Consider the following 1276-nt stretch of genomic DNA (forward strand, 5'->3'; position numbering starts at 1 on the left):
CCGCGGGCTCAAGGGGTCAGCGCAACACTCTGACTTCTTGGAGTGATGATGCGTATTCCTGTTTCCCGTGCTGTGCGTCGGGTGTTCTGGACAGCGATTCGGGACGGAGCTACGACGCAGGACGCTGCCGCGGTTGCGGGCATGTCATCGCAGGAGGGTGACGTGTGGTTCCGCAATGCTGGTGGCATGACACCGTTGTCGTTGAATCCGCCATCCGAACGGTTTTTGTCGATTCGTGAACGCGAGCTGATTCTGGCCGGGATCAGCGCCGGCCTGTCGATCAGAGCGATCAGCCGGTCGATCGGACGCAATCCGTCGACGGTGCTGCGGGAGTTGGAGCGAAATCTGCCTCATCAATACCGACCGCGGTCGAGGATGGGGCGGCCCCGTTCGACGCCGGTGAAGTACTCGCCGTCGTTAGCGCAGCGTCGCGCAGATCTGAGGATGTCCCGCCCGAAACCAGCGAAACTGGCCCTGAATGACAGGCTCCGGGACGAGGTTCAGAATCGGCTATCGGAGAAGGCCAGCCCGGAGCAGATCATGCGACGATTGCGGTTGGACTTCCCCGACGATCCGGAGATGCGGGTGTCACACGAAACGATCTACCAATCCCTGTATGTTCAGGGCCGCGGGGCGTTGCGCCGCGACCTGACAGTGGCGTTGCGCACTGGAAGAGCGCTCCGTAAACCGCAACGCCGGGCCACCCAACACCAGGGCCGGATCCGCGACATGGTGCTGATCAGCGACCGGCCCGCCGAGGTCGAAGACCGGGCAGTTCCCGGACACTGGGAGGGTGACCTGATCGTTGGCAAAGACAGCGGCTCCGCGATCGGCACCCTGGTCGAACGCACAACCCGGTTCGTGATGCTGCTGCACCTGCCCGACAAACACGGCGCCGACGAGGTCCAGCAGGCGATGATCGAGACCATGGGCAGGTTGCCGGAATTCCTCCGCAAATCCGTCACGTGGGACCAGGGCAAAGAAATGGCCAATCACGCGCAGATCCGAATCGCCCTCGACATGGACATCTACTTCTGCAACCCGCACTCACCCTGGCAGCGCGGCAGCAACGAGAACACCAACGGTCTGCTGCGCCAGTACTTCCCGAAAGGCACAGACCTCTCCGGCTACCACCACGACTACCTCGACTACGTCGCCAACCAGCTCAACGACCGCCCCCGCAAAACCCTCGACTGGAAAACCCCGAAAGAAGCCCTCAACGAGCTACTCTCGAAGCCACAACCGACCGGTGTTGCGCTGACCGGTTGAATCCGCC

The 1276-nt window shown here is 62.5% G+C and carries 1 protein-coding gene; it reads left to right on the forward strand.

The genetic code is table 11. The features are described from left to right. Positions 1-186: 186 nt before the first annotated feature. Positions 187-1269 carry an IS30 family transposase gene (locus tag E3O60_RS06515; protein ID WP_134497548.1) on the forward strand — a complete coding sequence of 361 codons (1083 nt, stop codon included), beginning with the start codon at positions 187-189 and terminating at the stop codon, positions 1267-1269. Positions 1270-1276: the final 7 nt, after the last annotated feature.

The organism is Cryobacterium sp. TMB1-7, assembly GCF_004402435.1.
GTDB lineage: Bacteria > Actinomycetota > Actinomycetes > Actinomycetales > Microbacteriaceae > Cryobacterium > Cryobacterium zongtaii.

Coding starts and splice junctions, on each gene's coding strand:
- E3O60_RS06515 (WP_134497548.1), top strand. CDS start 187: ATGACACCGTTGTCGTTGAATCCGCCATCCGAACGGTTTTTGTCGATT.